General features: G+C 59.3%; 25 protein-coding genes. 9 read left to right on the forward strand and 16 right to left on the reverse strand.

Annotated elements, in window-relative coordinates; all coding sequences use genetic code 11:
* Positions 1-230: 230 nt before the first annotated feature.
* On the forward strand, positions 231-839 hold the full coding sequence (locus tag DSL70_RS17935; RefSeq protein ID WP_119309339.1) for a DUF2062 domain-containing protein: 609 nt from the start codon (positions 231-233) through the stop codon (positions 837-839).
* Positions 840-987: 148 nt separating this feature from the next.
* Here DSL70_RS17935 and DSL70_RS17940 read toward each other — a convergent pair whose 3' ends face one another.
* The 10 genes from DSL70_RS17940 to DSL70_RS17985 all read right to left on the reverse strand — a co-directional run bounded on the left by DSL70_RS17940 (position 988) and on the right by DSL70_RS17985 (position 11,897).
* Positions 988-1,977: a lactate/malate family dehydrogenase gene (locus tag DSL70_RS17940; protein ID WP_119309340.1), complete on the reverse strand. Its 990-nt coding sequence runs from the start codon at positions 1,975-1,977 to the stop codon at positions 988-990.
* A gap of 388 nt (positions 1,978-2,365) precedes the next feature.
* A complete protein-coding gene (locus DSL70_RS17945) occupies positions 2,366-3,247 on the reverse strand; it encodes a dihydrodipicolinate synthase family protein (RefSeq protein ID WP_119309341.1) in 882 nt (293 codons plus the stop codon).
* Positions 3,248-3,309: 62 nt separating this feature from the next.
* Positions 3,310-4,194, reverse strand: coding sequence for a ribokinase (locus tag DSL70_RS17950; RefSeq protein ID WP_119309342.1), 885 nt, complete (start codon positions 4,192-4,194; stop codon positions 3,310-3,312).
* Between the two features lie 24 nt (positions 4,195-4,218).
* A complete protein-coding gene (locus DSL70_RS17955) occupies positions 4,219-5,259 on the reverse strand; it encodes an ABC transporter ATP-binding protein (protein ID WP_119309343.1) in 1,041 nt (346 codons plus the stop codon).
* The gene (locus DSL70_RS17960; RefSeq protein ID WP_119309402.1) at positions 5,256-6,251 is read right to left on the reverse strand and encodes an ABC transporter ATP-binding protein; all 996 of its coding nucleotides are present in this window, start codon (positions 6,249-6,251) and stop codon (positions 5,256-5,258) included. The genes DSL70_RS17955 and DSL70_RS17960 overlap by 4 nt, the downstream gene beginning before the upstream one ends.
* Positions 6,252-6,267: 16 nt before the next feature.
* On the reverse strand, positions 6,268-7,212 hold the full coding sequence (locus DSL70_RS17965; protein WP_119309403.1) for an ABC transporter permease: 945 nt from the start codon (positions 7,210-7,212) through the stop codon (positions 6,268-6,270).
* Positions 7,213-7,229: 17 nt separating this feature from the next.
* On the reverse strand, positions 7,230-8,207 hold the full coding sequence (locus tag DSL70_RS17970) for an ABC transporter permease (protein WP_119309344.1): 978 nt from the start codon (positions 8,205-8,207) through the stop codon (positions 7,230-7,232).
* Positions 8,204-9,253, reverse strand: a complete 1,050-nt coding sequence (locus DSL70_RS17975; protein ID WP_119309345.1) for a nucleoside hydrolase — start codon at positions 9,251-9,253, stop codon at positions 8,204-8,206. The genes DSL70_RS17970 and DSL70_RS17975 overlap by 4 nt, the downstream gene beginning before the upstream one ends.
* Positions 9,254-9,257: 4 nt before the next feature.
* Positions 9,258-10,235: a nucleoside hydrolase gene (locus DSL70_RS17980; protein WP_119309346.1), complete on the reverse strand. Its 978-nt coding sequence runs from the start codon at positions 10,233-10,235 to the stop codon at positions 9,258-9,260.
* Between the two features lie 96 nt (positions 10,236-10,331).
* A complete protein-coding gene (locus tag DSL70_RS17985) occupies positions 10,332-11,897 on the reverse strand; it encodes an ABC transporter substrate-binding protein (protein ID WP_245418266.1) in 1,566 nt (521 codons plus the stop codon).
* A 136-nt stretch (positions 11,898-12,033) separates the two neighbouring features.
* Between DSL70_RS17985 and DSL70_RS17990 the strand changes: the two genes are divergently transcribed.
* Positions 12,034-12,936, forward strand: a complete 903-nt coding sequence (locus tag DSL70_RS17990) for a LysR substrate-binding domain-containing protein (protein WP_162916886.1) — start codon at positions 12,034-12,036, stop codon at positions 12,934-12,936.
* Between the two features lie 20 nt (positions 12,937-12,956).
* Here DSL70_RS17990 and DSL70_RS17995 read toward each other — a convergent pair whose 3' ends face one another.
* Together DSL70_RS17995 and DSL70_RS18000 are read right to left on the reverse strand one after the other, a co-directional pair.
* Entirely contained in the window at positions 12,957-13,748 is a 792-nt protein-coding gene (locus DSL70_RS17995; RefSeq protein ID WP_119309349.1) for a hypothetical protein, read from the reverse strand.
* Positions 13,749-13,901: 153 nt separating this feature from the next.
* A complete protein-coding gene (locus tag DSL70_RS18000; RefSeq protein ID WP_205563325.1) occupies positions 13,902-14,888 on the reverse strand; it encodes a LacI family DNA-binding transcriptional regulator in 987 nt (328 codons plus the stop codon).
* A gap of 229 nt (positions 14,889-15,117) precedes the next feature.
* Between DSL70_RS18000 and DSL70_RS18005 the strand changes: the two genes are divergently transcribed.
* The 7 genes from DSL70_RS18005 (at position 15,118) to DSL70_RS18035 (ending at position 22,402) form a co-directional block, all read left to right on the forward strand.
* Positions 15,118-16,143 (forward strand): TRAP transporter substrate-binding protein, encoded by a 1,026-nt coding sequence (locus DSL70_RS18005; protein ID WP_119309351.1) that lies wholly within the window; start codon positions 15,118-15,120, stop codon positions 16,141-16,143.
* A gap of 174 nt (positions 16,144-16,317) precedes the next feature.
* Positions 16,318-16,893 carry a TRAP transporter small permease subunit gene (locus tag DSL70_RS18010; protein ID WP_119309352.1) on the forward strand — a complete coding sequence of 192 codons (576 nt, stop codon included), beginning with the start codon at positions 16,318-16,320 and terminating at the stop codon, positions 16,891-16,893.
* Positions 16,890-18,209 carry a TRAP transporter large permease gene (locus DSL70_RS18015; RefSeq protein ID WP_245418267.1) on the forward strand — a complete coding sequence of 440 codons (1,320 nt, stop codon included), beginning with the start codon at positions 16,890-16,892 and terminating at the stop codon, positions 18,207-18,209. Before DSL70_RS18010 ends, DSL70_RS18015 begins: the two co-directional genes overlap by 4 nt.
* A 29-nt stretch (positions 18,210-18,238) precedes the next feature.
* Complete coding sequence (locus tag DSL70_RS18020) at positions 18,239-20,038, forward strand: IlvD/Edd family dehydratase (protein ID WP_119309353.1); 1,800 nt, start codon at positions 18,239-18,241, stop codon at positions 20,036-20,038.
* Positions 20,039-20,166: 128 nt separating this feature from the next.
* Positions 20,167-21,096, forward strand: coding sequence for a PfkB family carbohydrate kinase (locus DSL70_RS18025; RefSeq protein WP_119309354.1), 930 nt, complete (start codon positions 20,167-20,169; stop codon positions 21,094-21,096).
* Positions 21,089-21,724 (forward strand): bifunctional 4-hydroxy-2-oxoglutarate aldolase/2-dehydro-3-deoxy-phosphogluconate aldolase, encoded by a 636-nt coding sequence (gene eda, locus DSL70_RS18030; RefSeq protein WP_119309355.1) that lies wholly within the window; start codon positions 21,089-21,091, stop codon positions 21,722-21,724. Before DSL70_RS18025 ends, eda begins: the two co-directional genes overlap by 8 nt.
* Before the next feature lie 192 nt (positions 21,725-21,916).
* Entirely contained in the window at positions 21,917-22,402 is a 486-nt protein-coding gene (locus DSL70_RS18035; protein ID WP_205563327.1) for a heme-degrading domain-containing protein, read from the forward strand.
* Positions 22,403-22,429: 27 nt separating this feature from the next.
* Here the strand turns inward: DSL70_RS18035 and DSL70_RS18040 are convergent, their stop codons facing one another.
* From DSL70_RS18040 to DSL70_RS18055, 4 genes are all read right to left on the reverse strand, one after another.
* A complete protein-coding gene (locus DSL70_RS18040) occupies positions 22,430-23,176 on the reverse strand; it encodes an aspartate/glutamate racemase family protein (protein WP_119309357.1) in 747 nt (248 codons plus the stop codon).
* 11 nt (positions 23,177-23,187) lie between these two features.
* Positions 23,188-24,006, reverse strand: coding sequence for an ABC transporter permease (locus tag DSL70_RS18045; RefSeq protein ID WP_119309358.1), 819 nt, complete (start codon positions 24,004-24,006; stop codon positions 23,188-23,190).
* 1 nt (position 24,007) lies between these two features.
* Positions 24,008-24,910, reverse strand: coding sequence for an ABC transporter permease (locus DSL70_RS18050; RefSeq protein WP_119309359.1), 903 nt, complete (start codon positions 24,908-24,910; stop codon positions 24,008-24,010).
* A gap of 113 nt (positions 24,911-25,023) precedes the next feature.
* Positions 25,024-26,313: an ABC transporter substrate-binding protein gene (locus tag DSL70_RS18055; RefSeq protein ID WP_119309360.1), complete on the reverse strand. Its 1,290-nt coding sequence runs from the start codon at positions 26,311-26,313 to the stop codon at positions 25,024-25,026.
* Positions 26,314-26,331: the final 18 nt, after the last annotated feature.

The following is a 26,331-nucleotide window of genomic DNA, read 5'->3' on the forward strand; positions in this document are numbered from 1 at the left end:
GTGATGGCCTTGAAAAGGCCCTTTTCCGGAGAGACAATTGGTTCTATATCGTTTGATATAGTGTGTCCCTTCTTGGAACCGAGACATAAAAAGCAAAATTATTTTTTGTCTTTTAAAAGAAAATAGTGACTTTCTGTGCTATGCAGAGACGGGCCTTGCGGATCGTGAGGAACAGCTCCATCGCCAGTGGCACTTCGGTTTTGTAAACAAGAAGAAAGAGACGAGAAACCGTGATTTTTGGTCGGAAGAACAAACCCAAACTTGCTGAGCGTGTCCGTATTTTCCTATGGCCACGCCGAAGTTGGAAGCGCTCGGGTGTCTATTATATCAAGCGCGTTCTGCGCCTGACCGGCTCTCCCTATGCCATCGCGGCCGGGGTTGCCTCGGGGGTGTTTGCCTCCTTCACGCCATTCCTCGGATTTCATTTCATCATAGCCTGGGCCGTTGCCTTCGCCATTGGCGGCAATCTACTGGCCGCTGCGGTTGGAACAGCTGTGGGCAATCCGCTTTCATTCCCCTTCATCTGGAGTGCCACCTACTCCACAGGCTGCCTGATCCTCGGCCAACCGATCCTGCATCACCAGATCCATGCCCTGAAGCACGGGTTGCTGTCGCAGTCGCTTTCGGCGATTCTGCCGACCATCAAGATCATGGCGGTCGGCGCGATTCCTGTGGGCATCGCCGTTTCCCTGCTGTTCTATTACCTGACCCGTCAGGCCGCCCGTTCCTATCAGCATCGGCGCAAGGCACACTTGGCCGAGAAGGCCTTCGAGGCCGGGCGCTGGCGTCAGGAACTGGCAGAGCATTCGGACATGACCTCCAAGGCCACCAGCAACTAGATTCTTCCGATTTATCCGGTTGGCAAAATGCATCCGGCACGACGGCGCGTTGCTTTGGCACGGTCGTTCGGTTTTTTGGCAAAAACAATGCGGGCCGATAACAGTCAGCCCGCATTGCGTTTCTTGAAAGGGTCAAAAGCGCGAAGGCTCACTTTGCCTTGTGCGGGCCAGTCCCAGCGTCGACCATGGTTGCCTTGATGAAGGCAATCGACTCATCAAGCTTCCTGCTTTCCCATTCATTGAGCGCAACCGGCACCTGCATGATGATGCCTTCCCGACCGATGATGCACGGCATGCTCAGCGCAACGTCACCATCGTGGCCATATTGGCCGCGCAGGGTGGTGCAGGCCGGATAGATGCTGCGCTCGTCAAGCAAAACCGCCTTGGCCATGGTGATGGCGGCCTGAGCGACACCGGCGTTGGTCCAACCCTTGCCGTTCAGAACCTCGTAGGCGGCAGAGACAATGCTTGTCTTGACCAGTTCCGGGCTGGAGATGTCCTTGCTGGCGGAAAGATAGTCATCCACTTCAGCAAACGGAATGCCACCAACGCTGACATGGCTGAGCACCGGGAAGGCCGTGCTGCCATGCTCGCCCATCATGTAACCAGAGACCGATTTGGGGTCGATTGCGTAGGTATCCGCGATCAGCTTGCGCAGCCGTGCAGAGTCCAGCATGGTGCCCGTGCCAAACACCCGGCCCTTGGGGTAGCCGAACTCGTTTTCCGCGATATAGACCATGGTGTCGAGCGGGTTGGTGATGAGGATGACGATGGCCTCTTTGGTGTATTCGGTGATCCCCGCCATCACCTGCCGGATGACCTCGCAGTTGGACTTTGTCAGCAGGGTACGGTCTGGTTCGGCCTTGGGGTTGTCCGGGTCGGGCAGAACGCTGCCGCCAGCAGCGACGACAATCACGTCTGCATCAGCGCACTGTTCATAGCCGCCAGCCTTGACGTCGACATTGTTCATGTAGGTCAGGGCCGTCGCCTGAGCCTGATCCAGCGCCTCGCCGTAGGCGACGTTCTGCAAAATATCAATGACGCCGATTTCTGCAAACAATCCCGTCTTCATGGCATCTGCCAGCACGTAGGACCCTACGTGACCGACGCCAACAACAACCAGTTTATTCTTGTTCATGTCTTTCTCTTCACTCTGATCCACTCGCCCAAAGGGGCGGGCAAGGGCAAATGAACATCTCCCATGAGCGTGGCCTTGTGGCCGATCCGTGGACTGGCTTCACGACAATGATTGAACATCCGGTGATCCGGGCCTGAGCGCCGGCACGCTCCAGAAGGGGAAGTGATCCGGACGATAGGCCCGCAGAGGCAGTAAGACACGCCAGCGAGGGAGGCATTCAAGTCAATTTGATCAGGTGGGAGCATAGACCATTCTGCCGCCGGGCTCCAGCCTTTCGATCACGGGATATGCCGCATGGCCGGATTGCAGGGAGCGGCCAGCGGAAGACCAGTTTGCTCACCGGTTGCAGGCGTTGCCAGACGTAGCAAAGCGGCGAGAAGCGATCCGTTCAGAGCGCCCCAACCTCGCGCAACACGGCGGCAATTTCCGCACGAGCACTTTCGCCCAGAGGCGCCTGCGGGGCAACCGGGTTGCCCACCTTGAAGCCCTGCAGATCGAGCGCGGCCTTGATGCAGCCGGCAATGGAATATTTGGCGAAGATCTCGTTGATCCTCCAGAGTGGTCGCTGCAGATCCATGGCCTTTTCCCAGTCGCCCCTCTGGGCGGCCTCATAAAGGGCGATGCTCTGCTTTGGCACGATACAGGCCGGGCCAGCCATCCAGCCGACACCGCCAATCATCATGACGCAGGCAGGAATATGGGCCGAGGCGGAAAAGACCTCCATGCGGCCACGGGTGCGCTCGATGATGGAGAGCAGCCGACCAGTGTTGGTGGAGGCATCCTTGATGTAGCGGATATTCTCGATATGGCTCAGTCGTTCGATGACCGGCAGCGTCAGATCGGAGCGTTGGAACTGCGGGTTGGTGTAGAGCACCACCGGCTTGCCGTCGGCGGCCTTGGCGATTTCGGTGAAATAGCTCTCGACACCCGCTTCATTCACCGGGAAATAGGCTTCCAGAATGGCGAGAATGCCATCCGCTCCGGCATTGATCATGTGGCGGGTCTGGGCAACGGCGTCTGCCGTCGAGGTCGAGGCGACCCCGGCGACAACGGGCACCCTGCCCCTTGCCGCCTTGATGACGGTATCAACCACTTCGTTGCGCTGGTCCTGCGAGAGATAGGCGAACTCTCCTGTGCTGCCGAGCGGGGTCAGCCCGTGCACCCCGGCATCAATGAGATGATCCACCAGATCGGTCAGAACTCCCTTCATCACCACGCCGTCAGGGGTGACCGGCGAGACGAGATAGGGAAAGACACCGCGAAAAGACATGATCGAATTCCTCTCAAAAGGCATGACCGGACCCGATGCACAGATCGGGTCCGCATCCTCTGCTATTCAATTTCGGATGCAAGAGGGATGGACGGTTGAGCGCCATTCTTGCAGCAGGCCAGACTGGCGGCCTTGACAGCCATGCGCGTCGCCGCGACAGGATCGGCGCCATCGGCCAGCATCTTGCAGAAATAGCCGCAGAAGGTGTCGCCTGCACCAGTGGTGTCGACGACGGTTTCCAGCTTCGGCGACGGCACGACCACAGGCTCCCTGCCCGGCTCGACCACCATGGCCCCGTCGGCTCCAAGGGTGACGATCAGCAGGCGGTTGTTCTCATCGGCAAAGGCTCTGGCTCTCTCCACCCTGGGGCCTGTACCCGGCATCAGGGCGTCAAACTCGGTTTCGTTCGAGATGACCACATCCACCTTGTTGGCGAGGGCGATATAGTCGGTCTGGAACGGCGCGGTATTGAGCACGCTTTTTGCCCCGGCGCTTTTAGCCAGATCAATGGCCTTGTCGATGGCCGCAAGGGGAATTTCCTGCTGCAGCAGCAGGATGTCGCCTTTGGACAGGTCGGCCAGTGTGGCCTCGGCGGTTGCAACGGAAACCTCACCATTGGCTCCCTTGACGATGGCGATGGTGTTCTCGCCACTGTCCTCAACCTGAATGAAGGCAAGGCCGGTGCTGTCGTTGCAAACCCCGGTGCGGGAGAGATCCACCCCGGCGTCCTTCAGAAGCGCCAGCGCCAGATCGGCGTGGCTGTCGGCCCCAGTGAGGCCAACCATGCGCACATTCCCTCCGGCGCGCCGCACGGCAAGGGCCTGATTGGCTCCCTTGCCACCGGCAGACATGGCAAAGCCCCTGGTGGGAATGGTCTCGCCGGGGCGCGGGAAGTCCGCAACCCGGATCACCATGTCGAGATTTATGGATCCGAAAACCGTAATCATCTGAGATGCTCCCTTTCTTCCGCCTCAGCCCTTGTCATTGAGATGGCAGGCGGACATGTGCCCGGACGCGACCTCCTTGAGCGGTGGCCTTGCCTGCTTGCATATGTCCATAGCATGCGGGCAGCGGGGATGGAAATGACACCCGGACGGCGGCTTCAGTGGTGAGGGAATTTCACCCTTGATGGTGTGGAACGACGAGTGCCGCCGCTTGAGGCTCGGCACCTGCCCCAGCAGCGCCTGGGTGTAGGGATGGTTGGGCTTGGCAAACAGGTCTGCTGTCGTGCCCTGCTCGACAATCCGGCCCAGATACATCACCACGACCCGGTCAGAGATGTGGCGGACCACGCCGATGTCATGGCTGACAAACAGGTAGGCCAGATCATATTCATCGCGCAAGTCCATGAACAGGTTGATGATCTGCGCCTGAATGGAGACGTCGAGCGAGGCCACTGCCTCATCGCAGACAACCAGCTCGGGCCGCACGGCAAGGGCGCGGGCGATGCCGATCCGCTGGCGCTGACCACCGGAGAACTGGTGCGGGAAGCGGTTCTGGGTGGTCGGGTCGACGCCGCACTGAAGCAGCACCTTCTCGATGTGGGCTGTCATCTCCGCTTCCGGAACGACCTTGTGATAGCGGGCCGCTTCCGAAACGGCCTTGCCGATACGATAGCGCGGGTTGAGAGAATCCAGCGGATCCTGAAAGATCATCTGGATCTTGAGCTGAAACCGTCTTGCCTCTTCCGACGAGACATGGGCAACATCGTCACCGTTATAGAGAATGCGGCCTTCGGTCGGGTTGTCGATACCGGCAACGATCCGGCCAAGAGTGGACTTGCCACAGCCGGATTCCCCCACGAGCCCCACCACTTCACGGCGATGGATGGCGAAGGATGCGTCATCCACCGCATGCACGGTGCGGCGGTTGATGGGTGCACCAAGGCGGGCGGCCAGTTTGGCGGCAAAGTCGGGCTTGCGCTCGAAGCGCCGGGTGACATGGTCGATTTCCAGCAAAGGCGCCTGTTGGTCGTCTGCGGTTGCCAGTTGGGTCTGGGAATTGGAGATCATGAGATTTGTTCTCCCTGACTGATCGGGTGCACACAACGGACATGACGTCCGGCGCCCTGTTCGACCAGATCAACGTCATTGAGACAGTCGAGCTGGACATAGGGGCAGCGAGGATGGAACCGGCACCCCTTCGGCATGCGGTCGATGGGCGGCGTCATACCCGGAATCTGGAACAGGCGGGCACCGGGCTCGTTGTCCGACGGAATGGAGCGGATGAGCCCCTGCGTATAGGGATGCAGCGGCCGGTCCAGAATGTCGTCCAGCGGCCCCTCTTCCACGACGGAGCCGGCATACATCACATAGACGCGCTGGGTCAGTTCTGCGACCACGGTGAGGTCGTGGGTGATCCAGATGAGCGCCGTGTCGCGTTCCTTGCAGAGTTTCTGCATCTCGGCAATGATCTGAGCCTGAATGGTCACATCGAGCGCTGTGGTCGGCTCGTCGGCGATGATCAGGTCCGGGTTATTGAGCATCGCAATGGCAATGGCCACGCGCTGGCGCATACCGCCGGAGAACTGGTGAGGATAGGCATAGAGCCGTTCTTCCGGATCAGGAATACCGACCATGCCGAGGGCATCGCGGCAGCGGTTGCGGGCAATGGTCTTGTCGATCTTGGGATCATGGGCGGTGATGGCCTCCATCATCTGCGTGTCGATGCGCAGAACCGGATTGAGCGTCATCATCGGATCCTGAAAGATCATCGCCATGCGGTCACCGCGCAGCGCCCTGAGGCGTTTGGCAGGCACTTTGCGCAGATCCTCGCCATTGAGCAGAATCTCGCCTTTCGAGACCCGGCCCGGCCGATCGATGAGGCCCATGATGGACAGGCCTGTCACCGACTTGCCGGACCCGGATTCGCCCACCAAACCTACGATTTCACCCGGCTTGATCGCCAGATTGACATTGCGGACGGCCGCGATGGCGCCCTTGTCGCCATCAAACACGGTCTCCAGACCGCGCAATTCAAGGGTATAGTCTGATCTGCCAGTCATGCTTGTCATCATGGGTCTAGTCCTTGAACTTCGGATTGAGCACATCGCGCAGACGGTCGCCGACGAGATTGATGCCAACGATCAGCAAGAGCAGGGCAACGCCGGGGAATACCGAGATCCACCAGTCACCGGACAGCATGTATTTGTTGCCATTCGAGATCAGCAGCCCAAGGGACGGCTCGGTCACCGGCAGGCCGATGCCAAGGAAGGACAGCGTCGCTTCAAGACTGACGGCATAGGCGACGCGCATGGTGGCCACAACGATCAACGGCGGCAGACAGTTGGGCAGGATGTGGTTGAGGGTCACCATGCGGGAGGGCAGCGCCAGACAGCGGGCCGCATCCACATAGGTTCGTCCGCGTTCCACCAGAGCGGCCCCACGCACGGTTCGAGCGTAATAGGCCCATTGGGTGACGACCAGCGCAACGATGATCTTGTCAACGCCCTGCCCCAGAATGGCCAGCAGAATGAGGGCAACCAGAATGGGCGGGAAGCTCAGCTGGATATCAACCAGACGCATCACCAGCGTGTCGATGCGACCGCCGAAATAGGCGCTGACAAGGCCCATGACAGAGCCGATGACCAGTGCGATGCCCGCCGAGGCGATGCCGACGAAGATACTGGTTCTGAGACCATAGAGGATGGCGCTGAAAAGGTCGCGCCCCTGATCGTCGGTGCCCAGCCAGTAGGTCATGCCGGAGAAGCTCTCCGACCCCGGAGACAACCGGTTGTCCATGATGTCGAGCACGGCAAGATCATAGGGGTTTTGCGGTGCGATCCAGTGGGCGAACAGGGCCGCAAGCAGCAACAGCACGACGATCAATGTGCCGACGAGACCCAGCGGATCGGTCAGCACGCGCTTGATGGCGCGGCGGACGGGACGTGCTGGCGGCTCGGGCGGGAAGCTGTTGGCAGCCGCGATCTCGGCTGCGAGTTCCGGCGGAATGGTGCCTTGTTTCATTTCGGTGGTCAGGTCGGTCATTCGGATCCCCCGTCAATTTTGACGCGTGGGTCAACAAGCGTGTAAGCCAGATCCACAATCAGGTTGATCACTGTAAACATCAGCACCGTGATCATCAGATAGGCGAGGATGACAGGGCGGTCGAGCGTCGTGATGGCATCGATGATCAGCTTGCCCATGCCCGGCCAGGAGAAGATGGTTTCGGTGACCACGGCAAAGGCGATGAGCGCCCCGAGTTCCAGACCGACCACGGTGATCAGCGGGATCAGGGTGTTTTTCAGCACATGCAGGAAGACGACGCGCCATTCACTGATGCCCTTGGCGCGGGCAAAGCGCACATATTCGGACTGCAGCGCTTCGGAGACGCCAGCGCGGGTCAGGCGGATGACCAGCGAAATCTTGAACAGCGCCAGATTGAGCGCTGGCAGGAAGATGTGGGACAGGCCGTCGAGGGTGAGGAAGCTCACCGGCACGCCCAGCACATCGACGGTTTCCCCCCTGCCCGAGGCAGGCAGGATGTCGAGCTTGACAGCGAACAGCAGGATCATCATCAGGCCGACCCAGAAGGTGGGCAGCGAGAAGCCGAGGATCGAGAAGGCCATGATGCCGCGTGATTCAGGTCGGGATGGTCTGAGACCGGCAACGACCCCAAGGGGAATGCCGACGACCAAACCCATGAACAGGGCACTGAAGGCCAGCTCCAGCGTTGCGGGCATGCGTTCGAAGATCAGCCCCAGCGCCGGACGGTTATAAAGAAAGGAGTTCCCCAGATCGCCGGACAAAGCACCCTTGAGGAAATGCCAATATTGAACCCAGACCGGCTGATCCAGCCCCATGCGCATGATCAGATCGGCGCGCTCCTGAGGCGTTGCGGTGGCCGAGATCATGACATCAACCGGGTTGCCAACCAGATAGACGCCAACGAAGACCAGTATCGACATCACCAGCAAGGTGAGGATGGTCTGTCCTCCACGGCGAAGAAGATAGGCAGTCATTGCAGGTCTTCCTCCCTGTTTGTTGTTGTTTGAATTTGGCCGGAATTGTTGCCGTCGACCGCTCGGGAGAGCGCTTTCAGACGGTCAAGGAATAGCGCACGGACAGCATCGCTTTCCACGGCATCGGCGATGCAATGGGGCAGTTTGCCCCCCGCCTTGTCGCCTTCCTTCACCTTGGGCAGTTGGCGGCTGGTGTGACCGGCAAGCTCATGACCGGTGGCGACGGATACCCGCGCCCGGCGCAGGATGAACAGCTCCGGAGCAACCAGCCAGATAACGGTCAACAGGTCATGCACCGGACCGCCGGGGCCGCCGTAAAGCGCCGGATTTTCCCGGTCACTGGCACGGAACAGTCGGGCAAAGATCTCACCGATAAGGCCCGCTTCGCGCGCGATGTGGTCAAGATCCTGCTCAGTGAGGCGGCATTGCCATGTCACATCAAGCGGAAACAGCACCAGCGGCAAGCCGCTTTCAGCCACCATGCGGGCTGCGTGCGGATCGCTCAACATGTTCATTTCAGCATAGGGAGCCCGATTACCGAGTGCCTTGAAGGCCCCCCCCATGGCAACGATGGAGGCAATTCCGTCCGCTGAGGCCTTTGCCCCGGCGAGCTGGATGGCCAGAGCCACGTCGGTCATAGGGCCGGTGGCGACAAGGGTCAGCGGTCGCTTCGTTACCGCTGCGTCGGTGATGGCATGGGCCATGGCGACTGCGGCTGGCTGTGCCGGGGCAACGGCGATGGACCGGACCGCAGGCAAGCTGTCTTCCTGATCCGCCAGATGATCCCGGAAGGTCCCCAGCGCCTTGTGTGCGCCAAAGATCTGGTCGCGCAACAAGGGCGAGTTTGAACCGGCATGACAGGGCGTTGCCGCAGCGCCTGCCAGATCGCAGGTAAAGCGGGCATTTGCCCAAGCTGTTTCGACGGATACGTTGCCTGCAACGGCACCAACACCCAGCAATTCGATATCCCGGTCAGCCAATGAAAAAAGAATGGCGGCCATGTCATCAATGCCGGGGTCGCAAGAGAGGAATATCCGTTTGCTCATCACGTCACCCTGATTGGGACAGCGAGCGAATCCGCTCACTCAAAATCGAAAAGACGCCATCTGCGTCAACCTTCTGCACGATCTGTGCATTGGGCACTTCACCGGACTGCTCGTACCAGTCGGCTACCGTCTGGCCATAGCACAGTTTGCTGTCGCATTCGACAAACACGTGGGCCAACTCGCTCTGGAACAGCTGTGGTGCGACCAGATAGACGGTCACCAGCGGGTCGTGCATGGGGCCTCCGTCCGAGCCGTAACGCTTGGGATCATTGCGCGCCCAGCCGCTCAGCAGTTCATGGGTTGCGGCCAGTGGAGAGCCGGGTTCGCCCCCCCTGAACCACGCAATGCGTTCAGGGGATGTCATCGCCTGATGGGTCGCATCCAGTGGCAGGGCCACATAGTTGAGACCGGCAGAATAGACGATACTGGCCGCGTGCGGGTCTGCCAGCATGTTGAATTCGGATGTCAGGGTGCGATTACCGGCAATCCGGTAAGCGCCCCCCATAGAGACGACCCGGTCAATGGCCGACAACAGATCCGGATAGAGCTTGATCAGCACGGCCAGATTGGTCATCGGTCCAAGAGTGCAGATGGTCAGTGTCATCTGGTCGGCTTTTGCCGCCCGGAGCAGCTCTGCCATTTTCTCGACGGCATGCAGTGTCTGCGGTTTGGTAACAGGGGCGGGCAGGACGAGCTTGCCCAGTCCTCCGGCACCGTGGAACTTGCCAAAGATCGGTTCGCCGATCATTGGACGGTCACAGCCGGGATGGACCGGTATATCGGAGCGGCCAGCCAGTTCCAACACCTTGAGTGCATTCTTCGTACAGACTTCAAGCGGCACATTACCACAAACGGTGGTGATCGCCTTGACGTCCAGTTCAGGAGAACCAAGCGCAAAGAGGATGGCCAGTGTGTCGTCCACGCCGGGGTCGCAATCGATGATAACTGGTTTGGGATTGGTCGGAGATGCCGCTGCGGTCATGGCACAATCTTTCTGTTAAGGCGAAGCGGTGACTGGGAGTCATCGCTTCGCCCTTTGGCTCTTGGTAGTGGTCTGCGGGGTCTTGCTTGTGCGCTGCTAGTTTGCAGCGTGAACGTTTTCGGCCAACGTGTATCCGTCGGTCCGACCGTTATAGCTAAGGCTGTCTTTCAGCCCCCAGGTGTGGGCCAGGAAAAAGACCGGGATCACACCTTCATCCTTCATCGCGATGGTCATGGCTTCCTGAAGAGCCTTGTTACGGGCATCGGCATCCAGAAGCGAACGGCCGCGCTGGAGGGCTTCGTCAAAGGCAGCAGAGCTGTAACGACCACGGTTACCGGCACCGGAGTTGGCGCTGTAGGTTTCCAGAAGCGGACCAAGCACACCGGAGGCTTCCCCGGTTTCAACTGCTGCACCACCCATGATGAAGCTGAATTCCAGCTTGGAGGCGCGGGAGAAATAGACACTCTTTGGCAGGGTGACGATCTTGGTGTTGATACCGGCGCGGGTGAACATCTGGCCGATGGCCTGAGCCACAAGGCTGTCGTTCGGATAGCGGTCGTTGGAAGCGTGGAAGGTCAGGTCGAAGCCGTTCGGATAGCCAGCCTCGGCAAACAGTTCCTTGGCCTTCTTGGGATCATACGGATCCGGTTTCAGGCTTTCGACATAACCGGCATAGCCATCCGGCACCAGCTGACCGGCAGGAACGCCCTGCTTGTCCATGATGCGATCGATGATTGCCTGACGGTTGATGGCAAGGGAAAGACCGTGGCGGACGCGCACGTCCTTAAGCGGGTTTTCACCATTGGGGCCCTTGGCAAATGGCGACACATCCCGATCCTGGTCCATGTGAAGATACATGACGCGGTTCGAGCTGTTGGTGACAATGGCTGTGCCCTTGTTGGTTTCCAGCGTACCGATGTTTGCCGGAGGAACCTGCTCGATCATGTCAACATCGCCGGAAAGCAGGGAAGCAACACGGGCAGAGCTGTCGGCAAAGACCTTGAAGGTGACATTGTCCCACTCAGGAGCCTTGCCCCAGTAGTTGTCATTGCGGCTCAACTCAATGGTGCTGTCCGGAATCCAGCTGACGAATTTATATGGCCCGGTGCCAATGACGCCCTTGCCAGCGTTCAGTTCGGAGCTCGGGGTCGTGCCCTCTTCCGATGGCAGGATGGCGATGCGGGACAGGTTGTTGGGCAGCAACGGCATGGCGGTTTCGGTCTTGAACTCAACCGTCATCGGGTCGATGGCCGTAACCGAGCTGATGCCCTTGACATAAGGCATGAAGGAGCTGGGGCTGTTTTCAGACGCCAGCTTCACGCGTTCGATGGAGGCGACGACGTCTGCCGAGTCCAGATCAGAACCATCGTGGAACTTAACACCCTCGCGCAGTTTGAACTGCCAGGTAGTGTCGTCGACGGCTTTCCATTCGGTTGCCAGCGCAGGCTGCAACTGCTGGCGGTCGTCCTGATTGACCAGTCCATCAAAGATATTGCGGGCCATGGCACTGTTGGTGCCGATCACATAGAATTGCGGGTCCATTGACGTCGGAGAGCCGGCAATACCGATTTTCAGATCGGCTGCAAAGGCTGCGGGGGCGGCAAGACAGGTTGACAGCAGGCCAGCGGCAAGCGTCATCGCGACGGATGATTTCGATATCATAGAATTTCCTCCCAGTTCTGGTCTTGATTAATGCGCGTCTCAGCTTCCAGGTTGTAATAGCCTAGCGCCGTGAAAGATCAGAACACAATTCAAATTTTCTTGCCGACCTATGCCGAAATGTTATATTCTACTTTCTATGCATCACCTTCAGCAACGCCAGATCGAAGCCTTTCGGGCCGTCATGATTGCCGGGTCGATCAGTGCTGCCGCCGCCAACCTCAATATCACCCAGCCCGCCGTCAGTCGTCTGATCAGGGATCTGGAGACGGAAATCGGCTTTGCGCTGTTTGACAGGGTCAGGGGTCGCCTCGTGCCACGGGCACAGGCGTCACAGCTGTTTCACGAAGTGGAGCGAGTTTTCGTCGGCCTTGATCACATCTCCCGTGTTGCACAGGACATCAATGCCGCCACGGAAGGGTTCATCCGGTTGGGCACGGTCAGTTCGCTCAACAAGGTCTGCGCGGCAACAGTGGTTCCCGAGGTTCTGGCCGCCCATCCGCGACTCAGCATCATATTCGATACCGAAAGCACCGAGCGCGTGCTCGATCTGGTCAGCCTCAGGCATTATGATTTCGGCCTGATCTGCAGCGAGTATGACCCCACAAGCCTCGACAGCGTTCTGCTCGGGCGCGGCAATGCCGTTGCGGTGGTTGCCACCAACCACCCGCTGGCCGACCTGCAAAGCGTCAATCTGGAACAACTGGCCGGACAGCGCCTCATCCTGCCGGGCAGAACCTCTCCCCTGCGCCTGTCTCTCGACAAGGAGATCACCGCAGTCAATCTCGCCATCAACAACCCGATAGAAGCATCGCTGGCCAATGGCTGCACGCTGGCAGCATCTGGCCTCGGCGTTGCGATCACCGACCCGCTCGCCGCGCGAACGTCATCGGTCCAGGCCAGAATTCTGACCCTCGAACCGGCAATCGAGGTGTCCTATCATCTGGTGCGGTTGGCGAAGGAGAAAACATCGGGGCCACTGGCGCTATTCGAGGAAAGCCTGAAGAGGGCTGTCGATGCACTGTTAGCCCCTGCGCCCTGAGATGATGGTTCGTCGCAGATCTATTGGTAGTCGTTGCAGTTTGAATTGTCGCTGTTGCCCGGATTGTCTTCCCTGGCCTCGACAATTGCGCCATTGTCCCAGCAAAGACGGCGGAAGGAATAGGCAATGATCTGTCCCTTGGTCAGCTCGAATGTGGTGGAGCTGGAGCCGCTACCCCCCACCTGACCACTGACATTGATCTTTGGCACAGTCGCCTCTGCATTGATGGTCCCATTGACACTGGTGATGCTTTTGATTTTCAGGCTCGTTGCATAGACGACGCTATCCACGATCCTGAACTTGGGGTCCTGAAAGCGGTGCTTCTTGCCAGCGTCTCCGGATTGATATTCATCGGAAAGCTTGCGGTACATCTCTTCCCAGTCGCCGGGGCGAATGATGATGACCGCATAGTCCTCGTCCTTGTCGATTTTCGCATCGCCCTTGACGCCGCCCGAAAAGTCGACATTGGAGATATCTCCGGATGCGTTGGCATCGACAGAGGCCTGCAGGATGAATTTGCCTTTTGACTTGGCGGCTCTGGTTTCAAGGCTGGAGAGGCCATCGAGCATACCGTTGGTCTTGAAGCCATTGATGACGAACGCACCCAACGGCCCCTTTCCGGTCACACGCCCATAGCTGCCAAGCCCCTTGACCTCCTCGGCTCCACGGATGCGGAAATAGGTCTTGTCGAACTTGAAATAGGCCCCAAGTGGGAATTTTATCGTGTTGTTGACGTAGGTTGCAGCTTGCTGCGCCTGGGCAACAGCAAGCCCTCCAGTCAGATAGACAACAGCTGAAAATAGCAGACGCATGGTTCCCTCCCCCCGTCAGAAGCCAGCCTGTGCGGCTGTACAATAGAGCAAACCGCAACACCAATTCATGGAACATGCTATCACAAACAATTCATGGTTGAAATGTTGTCTATCGTACCATTGTGCTGCATGCCTCTGAGCGCAGGCGTTCAATCAGCCAGCTCGCCGGGTCGAATCGCGCACTACGAGTTTGAAGCCGGTGTCGATATTGCGGCGCTTGACGCTATGGGGTTCCTCGATTTCGGCCAGCAGCATGTCAATCGCCATCTTGCCGATCTGAAAACGCGGAGTGGCGATCGCCGTGAGGGCCGGATACATGTGCTGTGTCATTTCCATATCGTGGAAACTGCAGATTCCGAGCTGCTCGGGTACGGAAATGAGGCGGCGCCGGGCCTCCATCAAGGCCCCGATGCCGAGGTCATCGTTGTTGCAGAAGACGGCATCCACACTCTGATCACGGGACAGCAGTTCTTCCAGCAGATGACGCCCGAGACCGACCGAGGAGGACTGTGGCGTTATCACCATTCGGTGCTCATCCCACAGACCAACCTCCTGACAGGCCTTGCGGAAACCGTCCAGACGTCGCCGGGATCGGGAATCAAGCCGCGCCCCGACAGCGCCCGGCGTGCGATAGCCGCACTCGATCAGATGACGCGCCGCTGCATAGCCAGCGGCTTCATGATCAAACCCGACAGACATGTCAATGGGAGGCTCGCCAAAATCCATGATCTGGACAACGGGGCAATGAGCGCCCGCCAACATGCCACGCGCCTTTTCCGTCTGCTCAAAGCCCGTCACGATCAAACCGGCGGGCTTCTGCCTGAGGAAAGTGCCGATCAGGGCCTCCTCCTTGAGGGCGCTGTAGCGGGTATCACCGATCTGGATGAAGAAGCGAGTGTCTTCGCTGCCTTGATAGATGCCTTCCAGAACATCCTCGAACACGGTGTTGGTGAGGGAAGGCAGCAACAATCCAATGTTGTAGGTCACCTTGGAGGCAAGGGCAGACGCCGCCGGGTCCGGGCTATAGCCCAGCTTCCTGATTGCTTCCTCGACCCTGATGCGCATCTGAGGCGACACAAGCTCCGGCGAACGGATGGTTCGCGAAACCGTGATTGCACTAACATTTGCCGCTTTTGCCACATCAACAAGCGTTGGCTTCCTGGATGATGATGATCGTCGTTTTGCCATGCCGTATAATAACTTATAAAATTTCTCTGTCTATAGCCATTTAGCTCATTGACGAATGATTGCGCAATCATTTATCACTATGAGCACGGCAGCAATCCTTCCCTTTGGAGGAAGGGGAGGATCTGCCCGCCCATCATCGATGGGAAAGCCTAGTTATGGATTCACGGGAGGAAATCATACTATGAAGCTTGTCACTATCCGCGCGCTGGCCCTCGGCGCCGTCTCCATCATGGCATTGGCCTCGGGCGCATTCGCTCAGGACTATGCCTTGCGCTTCCAGTCGTCAGACCCGGCAGGCAACCCCAACTTCGGGCTGCAACAGGACTGGACCAAAATGGTCGCCGAAAAGACCGGTGGTCGGGTTACCATCGAAATGATGCCGGTTGAAACCATCGTTGCACACAGTGAAACCCAGGATGCCGTTGCCGGTGGCATCATCGACGGTCATTTCACCGACACGTCCTACTTTGCTGGCAAGGAACCTGCCCTTGGCCTGATCGCCAACCCGGTTGGGGCATGGTCCGACCCGCAGCAGATGCTCGATTTTGTCTATAATGGTGGTGGCAAGGAACTCATGAACGAGATCCTAGAACCATATGGCCTGCACTTCATCGGGCCGACCACTCCGGGTCTGGAAGCCTTCGTTTCCAAGGTGCCGCTGGATGGCGTCGACGACCTCAAGGGCCTCAAACTGCGCGCGCCGGAAGGCATGGTGCAGAAGGTCTTTGCCGCAGCAGGCGCCGCTCCGGTGAACCTGCCCGGCTCGGAAGTCTTCACCTCGCTCGACAAGGGCGTGATCGATGCTGCCGACTACAACACCTTCTCGACCAACCAGTCGCAGGGTCTGCATGACATCGCCAAACATCCGGTCTATCCGGGCTTCCACTCCCTGCCGCTGATCGAGGTCAGCATCAACAAGGCAACATGGGATTCCATGCCAGCCGATCTGCAGGAACAGGTCACCGAAGCAACCAAGGAATTCGCCCAGTATCAGATTGGCAAACTGAATGAGCGTGACAAGGAAGCCGTTGCCAATGCTCCTGCCGATCTGGTCATCCATAACTGGTCTGCAGAAGAACGCGCCAAGTTCCGCTCCATCGCCAAGAAACAGTGGGCCGAGGCTGCCAAAGCCTCTCCATACTCACAGAAGGTCTATGACACCCTGATTGCCTATCTGGAAAGCAAGGGCCTCATGGGAGCCGACTAGAAGCGCCGGGCGGGAAATCCTTTCCTGCCGAGAGATGCGTTGACCTGACGTCATCTTGATGTGCGCCACCCCCGGTGCACAGGACGCTCCGATCGTTATGTCTCGTCTGACGAGGCGGGTTCCGGCCAAAGCTGGCCGGAACCTCTTCCCCCACTGGCAACCCACAGGTGTCAAATGTCCGGAGCAGAAAAATCGAACGACCAAGCCAGCATTGCTGAGCACAAGAAACCGCCTCAGGCCTGCGCTGAAGCAGGACTGTTTGGCAGAATCATCAACAGGATGGGCATTGTCTTCTCTGTTGCGATCCTGATCTCGGCGGGCATTCTCTTTCTCGAAGTCTGCATGCGCTACATCTTCAACAGCCCGACGACCTGGGCCCATGAAACCGTGGTGTTTCTCAACGCGTGCGCCTTCATCTTCGGCGGCCTCTATGTCGCCGCCCACAACAAGCACATTCGCGTTGTGCTTCTTTACAACATGATCCCGGAAGGCCCACGCCGCTATCTCGACGCTGCCATCTCCTTTGTCTGCATGGTATCAACCGGCTTCTTTGCCTTTGCGTCATGGTCAAGCATTCAGCGGGCCATCTGGACCCCACAGGGCAAATTCCATCTGGAAACCAGCGGCTCTGCCTGGAACCCGCCCTTCCCGGGCACTCTCAAGGTTTTCCTTTTTGTCATCATGATTGCGCTGACCATCCAGTTTCTGATCTACACGATCAGGTTTGCCCAGAAAGCGGGAGCTAAATGATGGACTTCCTTATGAATTTGAAGGCGTTGGGCATCGAGGGTGCCACATTCGCCATGTTCGTCACGCTTGTGGGTCTGTTGTTGACCGGCATGCCGCTGGCCTTCGTCACCCTGCTGGTCGCGCTGATCTTCGCGCTCGGCTGGATGGGGCCGATGGTCCTGCCGCTGATTTCGAGCCGCATTTTCAGTTTCGTCAACTCCTTCGTCTTTGTCTCGGTGCCGATGTTCGTGCTGATGGCCGCCATTCTGGACCGATCGGGCATAGCGAGGGACCTGTTCGACGCCATGAAGCTGCTGGCCGGTCGCATCCGTGGTGGCGTTGCCCTGCAGACCCTGCTGGTTGCCGTCATTCTGGCCGCCATGTCGGGTATCGTTGGCGGCGAGGTCATCCTGCTTGGCATGCTGGCCCTGCCGCAGATGCTGCGCCTTGGCTATGACCGCAAGCTGGCAATCGGTGTCTGCTGTGCCGGTGGAGCGCTGGGCACCATGGTGCCGCCATCCATCGTGTTGATCATCTATGGTCTGACGGCCAACGTCTCTATCGGCGACCTGTTCACGGCCTCCTTTGTTCCCGGCTTCATGCTGGCCAGCTTCTATGCGGTCTACATCCTGTTCCGGGCCTATACCAACCCCAAGCTCGCCCCCATTGCCGAACCGGAAGACATGACCCGCGAGGAGAAAGTCCGCCTGCTGAAGGCCCTGTTCCTTCCGGTCATGGTCGTCATCTTCGTGCTAGGTTCGATCTATGGCGGCATTGCCTCGGTGACCGAAGCTTCGGCGGTTGGCGTGGTCGGCGTGTTGCTATCCACCGTCATTCGCGGCGAGTTCAACAAGGCCCTGCTGCTTGGCGCCATCCGGCAGACCCTGTCAACGGTCGGCATGATCGTCTGGATCGGCATCGGTGCTTCGGCTCTGGTCGGCGTGTTCAACCTCATGGGCGGCACACGCTTTGTGTCTCAGCTGATTCAGGGCGTTTCGGACGAACCGATGGTGATCATCCTGTTCATGATGGGCATCCTGTTCCTGCTCGGCATGTTCCTTGACTGGGTTGGCATTGCCCTTCTGTGCATGCCGATTTTCGTACCGATCGTAAAAAGCCTTGGCTATGATCCGGTCTGGTTCGGCGTGGTCTTTGCCATGAACATGCAGGTCAGCTTCCTGTCTCCGCCATTCGGTCCGGCCGCATTCTATTTGAAATCCGTGACCCCACCGGATATCTCTTTGGGTGAAATCTTCAAGTCGCTCTTCCCCTTCATCTGTCTCCAGATTCTGGCTGTCGCCACCTTGCTCATCTTCCCCGGCATCACCGGCCGCTAGACAGATGAAGAGCCAATAAGGAAATCGCTATGTCCAGCAACAACAAACGCCGCCCGCTCCGCTCGGAGCTCTGGTTCAACGACCTCTCCAACCCCGAGATGACGGCGATCTACATCGAACGCTACCTCAACTATGGCATGACCCTTGAGGAACTGCAGTCAGGCAAGCCAATCATCGGCATCGCCCAGACCGGCTCGGACCTTTCGCCCTGCAACCGGCATCATCTGGAACTGACCAAGCGGGTGCGTGATGGCATCCGCACTGCAGGCGGCATCCCGATGGAAATCCCGGTGCATCCGATCCAGGAGACCGGCAAGCGCCCCACGGCCATGCTCGACCGCAACCTTGCCTATCTCGGGCTGGTCGAGGCCCTGCACGGCTATCCGATCGACGCCGTTGTGCTGAACATCGGCTGCGACAAGACCACCCCTGCCCTGCTGATGGCAGCGGCAACGGTGAATATTCCCGCCATCGCCCTATCGGTCGGCCCGATGCTGAACGGCTGGTACAAGGGGCAACGGTCCGGTTCCGGCTCGATCATCTGGGAAGCTCGCCAGCAGTTCGCCGCGGGGGCCATCGACGCCAAGCAGTTCCTGCAGATGGCGGCCTCCTCGGCGCCCTCCGTCGGCTATTGCAACACCATGGGCACTGCCTCGACCATGAACAGCCTGGCCGAAGCCCTTGGCATGCAGTTGCCCGGCTCGGCCTCCATTCCGGCGCCATACCGGGAGCGTTCGCAAATCTCCTATGAGGTGGGCGAACGCATTGTTGACATGGTGTTCGAGGATCTCAAACCGGCTGACATCATGACGCGCGAGGCCTTCGAGAACGCCATCGTCATCAACTCGGCGATTGGCGGCTCGACCAACGCGCCCATTCACCTCAACGCCATCGCCCGCCACCTTGGCGTCGAGCTGGCCAACGAGGACTGGGACAGCATCGGCTATGACATTCCGCTGCTGTCCAATGTGCAGCCTGCAGGGGAATATCTCGGCGAAGACTTCTACCGGGCAGGCGGCCTGCCAGCAGTGATCGGCGAGCTGCTGCGTGCAGGTCTCATCCCGCATCCGGACATTATCACCGTCACGGGCAAGCCCTTCAGGGAACTTTATCAGGATTGCCAGATCGAGGAACAGGAAGTCATCCGTCCGGTCAGTGCCCCCCTCACTGCCAAGGCCGGGTTCCTCAATCTGAGCGGCAACCTGTTCGACACCGCCATCATGAAGACCTCCGTCATCGATGACGAATTCCGCAACCGCTATCTGTCCAACCCGGAGGATCCAAACGCCTTTGAAGGTCCGGCCTTCGTGTTTGACGGTCCGGAAGACTTCCACAAGCGGATCGACGACCCTGAACTCGGCATTACCGCTCACAGCATTCTGGTCATGCGTGGCGCCGGCCCGATCGGCTACCCCGGTGGCGCCGAAGTGGTCAACATGCGCCCACCGTCCTATCTGATCAAACAGGACGTCCACGCCATGCCGTGCATCGGCGACGGCAGACAGTCGGGCACCTCCGGGTCCGCCTCGATCCTTAACGTCTCGCCGGAAGCGGCAGCCGGTGGCAACCTCGCCATCATCAGGGACGGTGATCGCCTGCGCGTTGATCTCAACAAGCGAACGGTCATGCTTCAGGTCTCCAACGAGGAAATCGCCAAACGGCGCGAAGCGTTGCTCGCCAGTGGCGGCCCGGTCGTGCCGGAGAGCCAGACCCCGTGGCAGGCGCTGTTTCGTCAACATGTTCGTCCCTTCTCCGAGGGCATGATCATGGAAGGTGCAGACAGCTATCGGAACATTGGCAACACCAAGGTTCCACGCCACAGCCACTAATCCCCGCAAGATGATTGCCGGAGCGCCTCATTTCGCGTTCCGGCAATTGTTTTTTCTCCCGATCGGGTCCATCCTCTCTTCGCATCCACCCGATCGCGGCAGCCTTTCTGATTTGCCGGAGCCCCCACATGACGCCCAATTCCCCAAAGCCCATTCTCTTCGTCGGAGCCCTGACCGAAGACAGCATTTTCCGAGTGAGCGGCTTTGCCCGCGGGTCGGGCAAGTTTCTGGCCGAGGTTGCCACACGCAATGCGGCTGGCATGGCCTCCAGTGCCGCAACGGCAGCCGCCCGCGTCGGCGGCAAGACTGCCCTTTGGGCAAGCGTTGGCGATGATGCTGCAGGCAAAGAGCTGATCCGGGACCTTCAGGCGGAAAGGGTCGACTGCGGCTTTGTCCGGACCGTTGAAGGAGGCAAGAGCGCGCGGGCGATCATCATCGTTGATGAAACCGGCGAGCGCTGGATCGTGGTCGACTATGACCCGGTGACCCAGTCCCCGCCCTCAAGTCTGCCCACAGACGATTTCTCCAAATTCCAAGCGGTTATGTGCGATGTGCGCTGGCCCGGCGCGGCAGCACTGGCGCTTGATGCCGCCCGTGCGGCAGGTGCCATGGCCATTCTTGATGCCGACGTAGCCCCAAGGGATGTGCTGCTGGATCTGGCCGGACGCGCCACCCATCTTATCGCGTCCGAGCCCGGCGCCTCGATCCTGTGCGACCGGCCAATCTCGCCGCAGGAAGCCGTCACCGCGCTCAACGACAAATATGGCGTCGTGGTCTGCGTCACGGCAGGCGGCGATGGCACCTACTGGTGCCCGGCAGAAGGGGGCGCGGTGCGCCATGTCCCCGGCCCCAAGGTCAAGGTGGTCGACACGCTGGCCGCTGGCGATGTCTTCCACGGCACCATTGCTCAAGCCCTGTGCGAGGGGCAGCCGATGGAAGACGCCATCCGCTTTGCCAGCGCCGCAGCAGCCCTCAAATGCACCGTGTTCGGTGGCCGCCTGGGCGCGCCCGGACGCGAAGAAACCATCAAGCTGATGAAGGAAACCTATCATGGATGAGCAAACCCTGATTGCCAAACTGAAGACCGGCCCCGTCGTTCCCGTGATCAATCCGCCATCCGTCGAGGCGTGCCTTGCGGCCACCGATGCGCTTGTTGCGGGCGGCGCCATCGCCATCGAGATCACCCTGCGCTCGGCCATCGCCCCCAAGGCGCTGGAAGCCTGTCGCAAGGCCCATCCGGATATCGTGATCGGCGCGGGCAGCGTCATGGACGTGGAACGCTACGATCAGGCCGAAGCGCTGGGCGCCGATTTCACCATCGCTCCGGGGCGGTGTCTGCAGGTCGAGGAACGGGCCAAGGGGCGATCGCTTGTGCATGTGCCGGGGATCGTGACCCCGTCCGAGATCATCCAGGCCCGTCTCGACGGGTTCAAGCTTTTGAAATTCTATCCTTCCGAAGCGGCTGGCGGAGCAAAGACCCTCAAGGATTTCGGGCACATCTTCCCGGACATCACGCTGATGCCGTCCGGCGGCATCACCTTTGACACCCTGCCCGGCTATGCGGCCATTCCCATTGTGCTGTCGGTTGGCGGCTCGTGGATGTATGCCAAGGGCGGCGCCTATCGCACGCCTGAGGACATGGCCGAACAGATGCGCCTGTCTCTCAAGGCCATGCTGCCCGGCTAGGGCCAGAGGCCTCTGACGACGTACAATTTTGATGGCTGGAAGCCTTGCTTCCGGCCATTTTCTTTCCCCGCCAAATGAGCGCGATAGGGTTGAATGTGCTTGAAACCGGCAGGTTGCGTTTCTATCATGAGGTTCAAGAAGCTGGCCTGCAATTCGCTTGCTGTGCCGCATTTTCTTTTGAGGGGCAAACACTTGAACAAGTTGACTGAACTGAACGACACCGAACTGCTGGCCGCCATTTCCGCGCATGAGGACAGTCTTCGATTTGACGAATTTTCGATTGCCATCGCGCACAAGCTTGGCAACCGGCTGGTGCAGCTGGCAGCAGAGCGCTCGTTGCCCATTGCAGTGGACATCACTTGCGCCGGGCACTGTCTGTTCCACATGGCAACCGAGGGCGCAACGCCCGACAACGCCGAATGGATTGCCCGCAAGAACCGGGTCGTCAACCGCTTCCACCACAGCTCCCTCTACATGGGGGTATCATGCAGGATGTCGGGCCGCAGTCTTGAGGAACGGTATATTCTGCCACCGCATCAGTATGCAGCGCATGGCGGCGCCTTTCCGCTCCGGCTCAAGAGCGGCGTCGTGATTGGTACCATAACCGTTTCAGGCCTGCCGCAGCTCGATGACCACGCGCTGGTGGTCGAGGTTCTGAGCGAACATCTCGAACAATAGAGCGAAAGCGGCTTTGCATACAGAGGTTCAGGATCCGGCAAGGGTTGCGGGTGAAAAGCTTGAGAGCATGCCGGTGAAGGGTTTGGTGACGGGGGCAGCATAGGCCCCCTGCTTGGAGGTGGAAAGCCCGAGCGCAACGAGCCCTTCGGCCTGCTTAACGGCGGCTGCCACGCCATCGATGACCGGCAAGCCGAATTCGGCTCTGAGGCTGGACGCCAGTTCAGCCATGCCCGCACAGCCAAGGATGATGGCTTCCGTGCGGTCTTCAAGCAGTGAGGTGGCGATTTCGCTGCGCAGCCTGTCCCGTGCGTTTGAGTTCGGATCTTCCAGCGACAGGACGGAAATGTCCGCCGCCCGCACATTGCAACGCTCGGCGTGGCCATAGCGCCGCACCAGCTCGGTGATGGGAATGCGAGATCGCTCCATGGTGGTGATCACCGTGTAGCGTTGGGCGATGAAGGCAGCCGAAGCAAGGGCCGCCTGACAGATGCCGAGCACCGGGATGTTCGCCAGCGCCCGCGCAGCATCGAGGCCCGTGTCGTCAAAGCAGGCGATGATAGCGGCCTCGGCCCCCTGTTTCTCAGCCCTTGCCAACTCCATCAACAGCCCGGGCACCGCCAGTGCCTCGTCATAATAGCCCTCGATGGAGACCGGCCCGGTGGAGGCTGTGGCGGCAACGATCTCCGTTGCCGGTTCTGCGACGCCTCTGGCAGCATCGGCAATGGTCGCGGTCATGGAACTGGTCGTGTTGGGGTTGATCACGCAAATCTTCATCGATCCGGTTCCTACTTGCGCCTGCGACGGCGGTTCATGGAGAGAATGAAGCCGATCGACGTGCCGATGATCAGCAGCGAGAACAGGGTCGTCACGGTTCCAAGGGCATAGAGCACGGGCGTGGTTACGTTGGTGGTCATGCCGAAAATTTCGAGCGGCAGGGTGTTGTAGGTGCCGGAAGTCATCAGCGTACGGGCAAACTCGTCATAGGACAGGGTGAAGCCGAACAGCCCGACACCGATCAGGCTTGGCGCGATCATCGGCAGCAGCACGTGGACAAAGCTCTGCCAGGCACTGGCGCCCAGATCCCGTGCCGCCTCTTCATAGGAGGGAGAAAAGCGGTTGAAGACGGCGAACATGATCAACACGCCGAACGGCAGGGTCCAGGTCAGGTGAGCGCCAAAGGCCGAGCTGTACCAGGCGGGCTGAAAGCCGAACTGCTGGAACAGCACACCGATGCCGAGGGAAATGATGATCGAGGGCACCACAAGGCTGGCAATGGCGAGGTAGAACAGCGCTGTTGCGCCACGGAACTTGCGGCGGAAGGCAAGCCCGGCCAGAAGCGAGACGACAACGGTGACCACCATCACCATCAGCCCCAGCGTGAAGGAGCGGAAGAAAGATCCGCCGAAGTCACCCACGGCCTGGGTTTCGAACAGGTTGGCAAACCAGTGCAGCGACACCCCGTTGAGCGGGAAGGTCAGGCCACCGTTCGGCCCCTGAAAGGACAGGATGAAGACCGCCGACAGGGGCCCGTAAAGGAACAGCACGAACAGGCCAAAGAAGGCTGCCAGAATGTAGAACTCGCGACCGCGTTTTTCGCTTATCATCTCAGAGCTCCTTGCGAATGTCGACGATGCGCAGGATACCTGCGACCATGATCAGGACCAGCGTCAGCAGAATGACGGCATTGGCAGCAGCGGCGGGATATTGCAGCAGCGACATTTCGTTCTTCATCATCAGCGCCACCGAGGCGCTCTGGCCGCCAGACATCACCTGTACGGTGATGAAATCAGCCATGACGAGGGTCACGACAAAAATCGTGCCGATGGCCATGCCGGGCTTGGCCAGTGGAATGATGACATTGGTCAGGATCTGCCAGCCCGAAGCGCCAGCATCCCGCGCCGCTTCCACCAGCGAGCGGTCGATGCGCATCAGCGTGTTGAAGATCGGCGTCACCATGAACAGGCTGTAAAGGTGGACCATGGCCAGAACCACCGCAAAATCGGAATAGAGCAGCCACTCGACCGGCGCAGGCACAATCCCCATGTTGACCAGCGCCGTGTTGACCAGCCCATTGCGCCCGAGCACCGGGATCCATGAAATCATCCGGATGATGTTGGATGTAAGGAAAGGCACCGTGCAAACAAGGAACATCAGGGTCTGCATGGTGGCCGTTCTGATATGGAACGCCAGAAAATAGGCCACCCAGAAGCCGATGACCAGCGTGATGGCCCAGACGATGACGGCATATTTCAGGGTGTTGAGATAGGTCTTCCAGGTCACCCAGGAACCAAGCGTTTCGCCATAGTTGAAGGTCACAAAATCGGGATACATGCTGGCGAAGTCATAATCCCAGAAGCTGACCACCACGATCATCATGATCGGCAGCAGCAGAAAGGCTCCCAGAATGATCGCCAGCGGCAGCGCCTGCAGATAGGCAGACACAGAGGCGATCGAAAAGGATCGGGCGGAGAAAAGGGCTTTGGGTGCGTTGGCTTCTGCGTCACTCATCTGTGCCGACTTCCTGTTGCTGCGTCTCGTTCTGTCACCAACCTCCCCCCGGTGCAGGACCGGGAAGAGGCCTATTGGGCCGTTGAGGGATTTTCGGCCGTCAATTCCGCCGATCAGGACGCAATGAATTCGTTCCAGCGGCGAACCATGTAGCGGTCTTCGTCCATCACGGAGTTCCAGCAGGCAACATGGCCCATGCGCTCAAGGAACGAACCGCCATCACGGATGGCTCCGGCCTTCTCCATGATTTTGCCTTCCGGCGAGAGAATGTCGCCCTGTGCGGCCTTGCCTTCGATCCAGTAGCCCCATTCGTCTTCGGACATATACTGCTTGGCGGTGTCCATGCAGGCGGAATAGTAGCCCTGACGGTTGAGGTAGCCACCAACCCAGCCGGAGGTGTACCAGTTGATATATTCGTAGGCGGCATCAAGCTGCGCACCGCTGAGGTGAGCGGCAAGACCGAGACCGCCACCCCAGGAACGATAGCCTTCCTTCAGCGGCTGATATTTGCAGGCGATACCCTTGGAGCGCACGGCAGCCACAGCCGGAGACCACATGGACTGGATGACCACTTCGCCGGATGCCATCAGGTTGACCGATTCATCGAAGCTCTTCCAGAAGGCTCGGAACTGACCGTCCTGCTTGACCTTGATCATGAAGTCGATGGTCTTGTCGATCTCTGCCTTGGTCATGTTGCCCTTGTCGGCATATTTGATCTCGCCTGCGGCTTCCATTATCATCGCAGCATCCATGATGCCGATGGACGGGATGTTGAGGATGGAGGTCTTGCCCTTGAAGGCGGGGTCGAGAATGTCGGCCCATGTGGTGATGTCACGGCCCACGAGGTCCGGGCGGATGCCCAGCGTGTCGGCGTTGTAGATGGTCGGGACCATGGTGAACCATTCGGTCTCGCCCTTGGCAAAGGTTTTGGCATCCTTGCTTTCAACATAGCCAACGGTGTGCGGTGCGGTGCCCTGTGCGATGACGCTGTCCGGGGTCAGTTTGCCGTTTTTGAACAGCGGCACGATCTTGTCATAATAGGTCAGCTTCTTGGTATCCATCGGCTGGATGACGCCCGCCGGGAAGACCTTCTTCAGGATCCAGTATTCGATATCGGCGATATCGTAGGAATTGGGCTGGGTCACGGCGCGCTGGGCGGCTGAGTCGGAATCCAGTGCTGTCATTTCCAGCGTGATGCCGAGATCTTCCTTACATTTCTGAGCGATGGCGTTGATGTTGGAAACGCCGGTGCCGATCTGGCGAAGCGTGATCGGGTTCTGCGCCCAGATGGTCGGGAAGCCGGTGATAGCGCCCGAACCGAGGGCTGCACCAGCGGCAGCTGCGCCGGTTTTCAGAAGGCTGCGGCGGCTGATGCCGGATGGTTTGGTGGTCTTCTCAGACATGGTGTAACTCCCGTTTAG

The organism is Cohaesibacter haloalkalitolerans, assembly GCF_003574655.1.
Lineage (GTDB): Bacteria > Pseudomonadota > Alphaproteobacteria > Rhizobiales > Cohaesibacteraceae > Cohaesibacter > Cohaesibacter haloalkalitolerans.

Excerpts from the sequence above, each read along its gene's own strand:
- DSL70_RS18050 (WP_119309359.1), bottom strand. The coding sequence starts at position 24,910 with ATGAGTGACGCAGAAGCCAACGCACCCAAAGCCCTTTTCTCCGCCCGA.
- DSL70_RS17940 (WP_119309340.1), bottom strand. The coding sequence starts at position 1,977 with ATGAACAAGAATAAACTGGTTGTTGTTGGCGTCGGTCACGTAGGGTCC.
- DSL70_RS18010 (WP_119309352.1), top strand. The coding sequence starts at position 16,318 with ATGTCCGGAGCAGAAAAATCGAACGACCAAGCCAGCATTGCTGAGCAC.
- DSL70_RS18020 (WP_119309353.1), top strand. The coding sequence starts at position 18,239 with ATGTCCAGCAACAACAAACGCCGCCCGCTCCGCTCGGAGCTCTGGTTC.
- DSL70_RS17995 (WP_119309349.1), bottom strand. The coding sequence starts at position 13,748 with ATGCGTCTGCTATTTTCAGCTGTTGTCTATCTGACTGGAGGGCTTGCT.
- DSL70_RS17960 (WP_119309402.1), bottom strand. The coding sequence starts at position 6,251 with ATGACTGGCAGATCAGACTATACCCTTGAATTGCGCGGTCTGGAGACC.
- DSL70_RS18015 (WP_245418267.1), top strand. The coding sequence starts at position 16,890 with ATGATGGACTTCCTTATGAATTTGAAGGCGTTGGGCATCGAGGGTGCC.
- DSL70_RS17990 (WP_162916886.1), top strand. The coding sequence starts at position 12,034 with ATGCATCACCTTCAGCAACGCCAGATCGAAGCCTTTCGGGCCGTCATG.
- DSL70_RS17965 (WP_119309403.1), bottom strand. The coding sequence starts at position 7,212 with ATGAAACAAGGCACCATTCCGCCGGAACTCGCAGCCGAGATCGCGGCT.
- DSL70_RS17955 (WP_119309343.1), bottom strand. The coding sequence starts at position 5,259 with ATGATCTCCAATTCCCAGACCCAACTGGCAACCGCAGACGACCAACAG.
- DSL70_RS17945 (WP_119309341.1), bottom strand. The coding sequence starts at position 3,247 with ATGTCTTTTCGCGGTGTCTTTCCCTATCTCGTCTCGCCGGTCACCCCT.
- DSL70_RS18005 (WP_119309351.1), top strand. The coding sequence starts at position 15,118 with ATGAAGCTTGTCACTATCCGCGCGCTGGCCCTCGGCGCCGTCTCCATC.
- DSL70_RS17950 (WP_119309342.1), bottom strand. The coding sequence starts at position 4,194 with ATGATTACGGTTTTCGGATCCATAAATCTCGACATGGTGATCCGGGTT.
- DSL70_RS17980 (WP_119309346.1), bottom strand. The coding sequence starts at position 10,235 with ATGACCGCAGCGGCATCTCCGACCAATCCCAAACCAGTTATCATCGAT.
- DSL70_RS18045 (WP_119309358.1), bottom strand. The coding sequence starts at position 24,006 with ATGATAAGCGAAAAACGCGGTCGCGAGTTCTACATTCTGGCAGCCTTC.
- eda (WP_119309355.1), top strand. The coding sequence starts at position 21,089 with ATGGATGAGCAAACCCTGATTGCCAAACTGAAGACCGGCCCCGTCGTT.
- DSL70_RS17985 (WP_245418266.1), bottom strand. The coding sequence starts at position 11,897 with ATGATATCGAAATCATCCGTCGCGATGACGCTTGCCGCTGGCCTGCTG.
- DSL70_RS17975 (WP_119309345.1), bottom strand. The coding sequence starts at position 9,253 with ATGAGCAAACGGATATTCCTCTCTTGCGACCCCGGCATTGATGACATG.
- DSL70_RS18025 (WP_119309354.1), top strand. The coding sequence starts at position 20,167 with ATGACGCCCAATTCCCCAAAGCCCATTCTCTTCGTCGGAGCCCTGACC.
- DSL70_RS18055 (WP_119309360.1), bottom strand. The coding sequence starts at position 26,313 with ATGTCTGAGAAGACCACCAAACCATCCGGCATCAGCCGCCGCAGCCTT.
- DSL70_RS18040 (WP_119309357.1), bottom strand. The coding sequence starts at position 23,176 with ATGAAGATTTGCGTGATCAACCCCAACACGACCAGTTCCATGACCGCG.
- DSL70_RS17970 (WP_119309344.1), bottom strand. The coding sequence starts at position 8,207 with ATGACTGCCTATCTTCTTCGCCGTGGAGGACAGACCATCCTCACCTTG.